The sequence below is a fragment of the uncultured Campylobacter sp. genome (assembly GCF_937996225.1).
Classification (GTDB): Bacteria; Campylobacterota; Campylobacteria; order Campylobacterales; family Campylobacteraceae; genus Campylobacter_B.
This window is the reverse complement of record NZ_CALKTC010000015.1, coordinates 37,045-43,181: the sequence shown is the minus strand read 5'-3', so window position 1 is coordinate 43,181 and position 6,137 is coordinate 37,045. Positions and strand designations below refer to the sequence as shown.

Below are 6,137 nucleotides of genomic sequence, written 5' to 3'. Positions count from 1 at the left end.
ATTGGTTTTTCATCAATGCCACGGAAAACGAACTCAAAGGAAGTTGCGGAGCCGAAAATTTAGAGGAATTATTGGAGCATGTAGTAAAATGGCTAACGGATTAAAATTTAGCGAAAGCATTATGAAAGAGCTATATAAAATTTATCTGAAAGATAGTAAAAAGAGCTTCGTAGCCACTGGAAATACTACTCATTACGACGGCAATAAAATTTTACCGCAGCCGTTTGCTTTAAGTATCGCTCAATACGACGGCGATAGCGGATTTTATCTGTTCTATCTCGACGAATCGGGGAAAGAGCAAACCGATACCTATCATGAAAGCATAGAGGGTGCGTTTAAGCAGGCCGAATTTGAATTCGGCGTAAAGAAAGAGGATTGGGTAAAGCTTTAGATTATGTAAATAAAATATCGCCAACCGATTAAATTTAGAAAGGAGATACTATGAAATTTAAAATTTTCAAGCCAAAGCTTTATGAAAAATATAAGGATGTGGTTATAGAGGTGTGAGGGTGAATACAACATTGATGGCTAAAATAGATATTTTATTAAATTTGATAAATTTTGCTAACGATATGCTTAATGAAAGTATGCCTCCGACGACAAGTTATGGTCGAATAATTACCATACTAATGAACTGTTATTCTACTGATGACAACTATCTCAAAAAAGCATAGGAATAAAAAATGAGCACTAGGATAGGTTTAATACTTTTGGGCGCATTTTTTGTATTTGAAAGCATTCTTGGCTGCTTCAGCGGAAAGATGTATTTTAAATACGGGGGCTGGAGCGCAGTTGAGCCGGTCTATATTATCAAGATTTTTATCATCGGCATATTGTTTGTTTCTGCAGGAATTTTCATAAACAAAAAAATAGGTGGAGTGATTAATGCCTTGATAGGCTTAAACCTTTTAATAATATCTATAGAAATTTTTACAACGCAAGATCCAGCAGGAATACAAAGCAAAATCGGATATCCTTTTCTTATCTCTGGATTTTTGGTTTTACTTATTAGTATCTCGTTTTTTTACCTCGCCTTCCGCTCCGAAAAGAGCATAAAAAGATATCCGCAATATATGTGGTGCAAAGACTGCTTTAAATTTTACCGATACGAGGACGTCAAAGATACGGATCAAATTTGCTCATACTGCGGCAAAAAGCTTACGGAGTATAATGACGGCGACTATTGGCGAAGAAACGCTCCTCATCAAGGTGTTAAAACTCCGAAGATCAAAAAGCGTAAATTTAAAAAGCGATGAAATTTTGATTTGTTATAGAGGAATATATAAAAATGCTAAATAGAATTTTTGCATTAATCGGCTTTTTTGCTTTTTTCGCATGGGGGCTAGCGGCCGCTTTATTGGGAAAAGTCGATATAAAGCCTGGCTTTATGGCATCGGTAAAGCTTGAAAGCGCGTATCTGCGTATAATAATTGGAATTTTATGCTTTGCGGCGTGCGCTTTCTTTGCGTATCTCGCCTTTCGCTCCGAAAAAAGCATAAAATATTATCCTAAATTTATGCGCTGCAAAGGGTGTTTTAAATTTTATAATTTCTCGGACGTTAAAGATAGGAGTGTTTGCCCTAAATGCGGAGGCGAGCTGCAAGATTATGCTGAGATAGAAAAGTGGAATCAAGCGGAAAAGAATAAAAAGCTTGAAAGATATTATAAATTTGAAAAAGAGTGGCTAAAGAGGGTGAGCCATGATAAAAAATAATTGATGCGCAAGCAAAATCAAAAAGTCTTAGGAATAAAAAATGAGCGCCAGGATAGGTTTAATACTTTTAGGCGCATTTTAGACGGGTATGATTTTAGGGATTTGGCTAAATTTTAAAATTTCAGCTAGATTCGCTTCGCAAATTTGCCGCTTTAAGAAATAAAAATCGCTAAGGAGTCTAAATTTAAAACCGAAATTTTACCGCGCTACGTAAAACGTTCAAGATCAAAATTTCATCCAATCTAAGCCAAAATTTTAAAAAATCTATCTTTAATCTTTGAAATTTATTATTATTTAATCAAGAGAAATTATAATATAGCATTTGCAAATCATTCGCAAAATTCTAATTTTGAATAGGGGAGAGTGATGTTTAAGAAATTTTATCTTTCAAATGCCGCGATCGCGCTAAGTTTGTGCGCCGCATTACAATTAAACGGAGCCGAAAACAACGCCACGTCCGAAAATATCAGCGCGCCCGGCGCGGGAGCCGTAAATTCCGCAGCCCCTAAAAACGCTTCCGGTGCGAACGCCACGAGGCTGGGCACCATCGTAGTTACCGCGACGGGCTTTGAGGATATGCTTAAAAACGAGGTTCGCAACGTCTCGGTCATCACCGCGGAGGATATGGAAAACCGCGGCTACCGCGATCTGCGCGAAATTTTAGAAAAGGCGCCGGGGGTTAGCTTTCACGGCGATACGGTCGATCTGCGCGGACAGGGCCAGAAGGCAAATACCTCCGTCAAGGTCCTTCTTAACGGAGTCGCGCTCAATATGATCGACACGACGCCGACGAGTATCCCGATAGATCTCGTTCCTATTGAGGATATAGAGCGCGTGGAGATCATCCCCGGCGGCGGTAGTGTGCTTTACGGCAGCGGCACCAGCGGCGGCGTGATAAATATCATCACAAAAAAGGGCGCCAGATACCCATACGCCAATGTCTCCACCAAGATCGCGTCGTATAATTATAAAGATCTAAATTTAGGGCTCGGCGGAGGCGTGAGCGATAATCTGTTTCTAAAAACCGCCGTTAAGGGCTTTAAGCAGCGCGGATACCGCAAGGGCGAGAAAAATACCGGCTACTACGGCTCGCTCGGGATGCATTATAAAATTTCGGACGATCAAAGCATCTCTTTCGATCCGAGTTTTTATCGCGCCAGAACCTATTCCGTGCCTACTCTGGGTCTTGCCAAGCTTAAAGCGGATCGCCGCCAACAAGGAGGTGAGAGAACCTTTACTAAAAGCACGCGACTAAATTTTGACTTGGATTATGCGGTGAAATTCGGCGATAGATTTGAAGCAAATTTACAGCCTTATTACCAAGATATTAGAATTTTGCAAAAGGGATTTGTGATGAAAGATCGCAAAGAAGGGGCAAATTTAAAGGGCAAGCTCGACTACGACAGCGGCGAGTTCATAGCGGGATATGATTATCTCAAAAACAAGGGCTTTCGCAAGATTGACTATATCATTCCGATGAATCCTATGATGAGCCGTTCACAGCTTACGATCTTTGATATGCAAAAGCTTACCCACTCGGTCTATGCTCTAGAAAAGCACAATTTCACCGATCTGTTTTCGCTTAGTGCGGGCGGGCGGTTTGAGCGCGCCGAATACAAAGTAGATCGCAGGGTTTTAACGACTAGGAAAATGATGGGAAACATAATCTCGCAGACGCAAAATAGTACCCGAGTAAGCGATCATAAAAACAACTACGCTTTTGAGATCACGCCGAATTTTAATTATTCCAAAGACGGCAATCTATATTTTAAATTTGAGCGCGGCTATATCTCCCCAGGTCCTAATCAACTCATCGATAAGCTCGGTCGCAACGGTCCTTACGTGCTTAATAACCTCAAATCCGAAACCTTTAAAACCTACGAGATCGGTCTTAAAGATCTGATATACGGGCAATACGTAAGCGCTACGATCTTTTGGACCGATACGAAAAACGAGATCGTAAACGAAACCTTGGGCAGCTCGATCACCGACGGTTGGCATTTTATCAATATCGACGAGACGCGCCGCAAGGGCGTGGAGCTGTATGCAGAGCAAAGCCTGCTTTCAAATTTAAAGCTCAGCGAGACCTTTTCATACGTGGACGCCAAGATCCAATCCGGTGCGGATAAAGGCAAGCAGGTTCCGCTAGTGGAGCGCTCGAAGTTCGTTTTGGGCGTCGATTACGAGCCGATTAGAAATTTAACGCTGATGAGCGATTTTAAATATTTCTCATCATCGCACGACACCAACCACGATAGGATCGACTCGCACACGATCGTAGATCTGGGCGCTGCGTACCGCTTCGCAAGTGGGTTTTTGATAAGCGCCGGAGTCAAAAACGTCTTTGACGAGGAGTACAATTACAACCAAAATTTACGCGCAGACGACTATACTCCGGCTCCAGGGCGCAACTATTACGCGGAGTTTAAATACACCTATTAGCGTGCGTTTAAATTTAAGCGAGGTTTGAGCTGCGAAATTTAAAATTTACGGGCGGAATTTAAAATTTCGCCGCAGCGTGCTTTGCCGCCGCGAGATTAAATTTAATAAAAGGAGCGAAGATGAAACCGGACTATAAAAACTGGGTGCCTAAGGGCATGATCGTGGGCTTTGCCGCAGGTGCGGGCGTAGCGCTAGTTTTGTTTTTGGTTTTCGGCGTTTGCGGCGCTTTTGTTGGCGGCGTGCTAAGGTGGTTCCTTGCTGGGCTTTTTGGTGCCGCGGCGCTGGTTTTGGGCTGCTTTGCGATCTACTGCGTCGTGTGGTACCGCGCGTTTGATTACGGCGGCAAACGTCAGCTCTCTCGCGCGATCGTAGAGGGCACGGCGAAATACGTGGATCTACCCGAGGGCGGGCGCGGGCTGGACGTAGGCTGCGGCAGCGGCGCGCTAACGATCGCCGTCGCCAAGCGCAACCCGCACGCATCGGTGCTAGGCGTCGATCGCTGGGGCTTTGAGTACGCGTCTTTTAATAAACAGCTGTGCGAATCCAACGCGCGCGCCGAAGGGGTGCAAAACACTAGCTTTGAGCAGGCCGACGCCACGCAGCTGCCCTTTGAGGACGGCAGCTTCGATGCGGTTACAAGCAACTACGTCTATCACAACATCATGCGCAAGGACCGCCAGGCGCTGCTTTTAGAGACGCTCCGCGTGCTTAAAAAGGGCGGCAGCTTCGCAATCCATGATCTTTTTTCGCGCGGAAACTACGGCGACATGGACGCTTTCATCGCGCGGCTTAAGGAGCAGGGCTATGAGCGGGTCGAGCTTATAGATACGACGCAGGGGCTTTTTATGGGCCCGCGCGAAGCCAAATGGCTGATGCTAGGTAGCTCAAAGCTTCTGGCGGGTAAAAAATAAAAGCCTTTTTAAATTTTAAAATTTGAGTTAATTTAGAATTCCTAGGCGACGGATTTAAATTGAGGCCCCCGACCGCTTTTAAATTTTGAAATTTTATGTTTTGAGCGTGCGGCAGGGCGTGAGTTCGGGCGTAGAGCTGCGCTATGATAAGATTAAAATTTCACGCTGCGAAAGAGTGGTGAGTAAGATGATCCTTCGGGTAAATTTGACCGCGGATAAAGCGGATTTGATGCTGAACTACTATCTTTAAGATAAGCTTTTGTTTAAAAAATATATAATCCACATTTTATTTAATTTCAAAGGAGAGACTGTGAAAGGAACTATTTTGGCTAAGGGCATTATCCTTGCCGCAGATGAGAGCCGCTACTCATACCAGCAAGAGGATGTGAAATCGGCAAACGAGGAAGGCAAACCAGTCGTTTTGAGTAAAGGCGATGAAGTTGATTTTATCGCAGAGGGGCAAACTGCAAAGGAGATATACCTTACAAAAACAAAGCTCATTAACGTAGATTTCTCTAATTTTTCTCTTGGGGATGATAATTTATCAACCATCAGAACGCTTGGACTAGCGGGATCGGCGCTACCGATTTTAGGCGTTATTCCGTTTATCGGTTTAGTTTTCGTCATCGCAGGTTTTATATGTATATTGCTCGCTATCATCAAGCTTTCAAATAAAGCCGCCAGCCCTACGCTTAAGAAAAACTACATCATTTATCTAGTAGCCACCGTCGTAGCGACCATACTTATCTTTATAGGTGTGACTATGGGGGTATTCGCACTGATAGGCGCTAGCGCTAAATATGGCGGTGCCAGCGGTATCGGCATAGCCATCGGCGTCATTTTCTTCATCGCCGGCATAATCAGTATGATCTATGCGTTTTTTAAAGAATTCCAAGTTTATAATGAGCTTTCAAGAATATCGGGCGATAAATTTTTCCTCTATTACTTCATTTGCACGGTCATCGGTGCGCTAACGGTCGCTATAGCTATCGGATATTTTATACTTCTGGCGGCGTTTATCTTACAAATCATCGCTTGGTATAGGCTACGAGAGATTAAGGCGGCTTAAA

General features: G+C 43.6%; 7 protein-coding genes. All 7 read left to right on the top strand.

All coding sequences use genetic code 11. The annotated features are described in order from the left end of the window. The first annotated feature begins 88 nt into the window (after nucleotides 1–88). On the top strand, nucleotides 89–391 hold the full coding sequence (locus Q0174_RS01920; RefSeq protein WP_298041335.1) for a hypothetical protein: 303 nt from the start codon (nucleotides 89–91) through the stop codon (nucleotides 389–391). A gap of 292 nt (nucleotides 392–683) precedes the next feature. Then, nucleotides 684–1,256 carry a hypothetical protein gene (locus Q0174_RS01915; protein WP_298041333.1) on the top strand — a complete coding sequence of 191 codons (573 nt, stop codon included), beginning with the start codon at nucleotides 684–686 and terminating at the stop codon, nucleotides 1,254–1,256. Nucleotides 1,257–1,387: 131 nt separating this feature from the next. Continuing rightward, nucleotides 1,388–1,714 (top strand): hypothetical protein, encoded by a 327-nt coding sequence (locus Q0174_RS01910; RefSeq protein ID WP_298041331.1) that lies wholly within the window; start codon nucleotides 1,388–1,390, stop codon nucleotides 1,712–1,714. A 366-nt stretch (nucleotides 1,715–2,080) separates the two neighbouring features. Beyond that, nucleotides 2,081–4,156, top strand: a complete 2,076-nt coding sequence (locus Q0174_RS01905; RefSeq protein WP_298041330.1) for a TonB-dependent receptor — start codon at nucleotides 2,081–2,083, stop codon at nucleotides 4,154–4,156. A 119-nt stretch (nucleotides 4,157–4,275) separates the two neighbouring features. Further along, nucleotides 4,276–5,067, top strand: a complete 792-nt coding sequence (locus tag Q0174_RS01900) for a class I SAM-dependent methyltransferase (protein WP_298041328.1) — start codon at nucleotides 4,276–4,278, stop codon at nucleotides 5,065–5,067. Nucleotides 5,068–5,185: 118 nt separating this feature from the next. Beyond that, entirely contained in the window at nucleotides 5,186–5,317 is a 132-nt protein-coding gene (locus Q0174_RS01895) for a hypothetical protein (protein WP_298041326.1), read from the top strand. 60 nt (nucleotides 5,318–5,377) lie between these two features. Further along, nucleotides 5,378–6,136, top strand: coding sequence for a DUF996 domain-containing protein (locus tag Q0174_RS01890; RefSeq protein ID WP_298041324.1), 759 nt, complete (start codon nucleotides 5,378–5,380; stop codon nucleotides 6,134–6,136). Nucleotide 6,137: the final 1 nt, after the last annotated feature.

Excerpts from the sequence above, each read along its gene's own strand:
- Q0174_RS01920 (WP_298041335.1), top strand. The coding sequence starts at position 89 with ATGGCTAACGGATTAAAATTTAGCGAAAGCATTATGAAAGAGCTATAT.
- Q0174_RS01915 (WP_298041333.1), top strand. The coding sequence starts at position 684 with ATGAGCACTAGGATAGGTTTAATACTTTTGGGCGCATTTTTTGTATTT.
- Q0174_RS01910 (WP_298041331.1), top strand. The coding sequence starts at position 1,388 with ATGGCATCGGTAAAGCTTGAAAGCGCGTATCTGCGTATAATAATTGGA.
- Q0174_RS01905 (WP_298041330.1), top strand. The coding sequence starts at position 2,081 with ATGTTTAAGAAATTTTATCTTTCAAATGCCGCGATCGCGCTAAGTTTG.
- Q0174_RS01900 (WP_298041328.1), top strand. The coding sequence starts at position 4,276 with ATGAAACCGGACTATAAAAACTGGGTGCCTAAGGGCATGATCGTGGGC.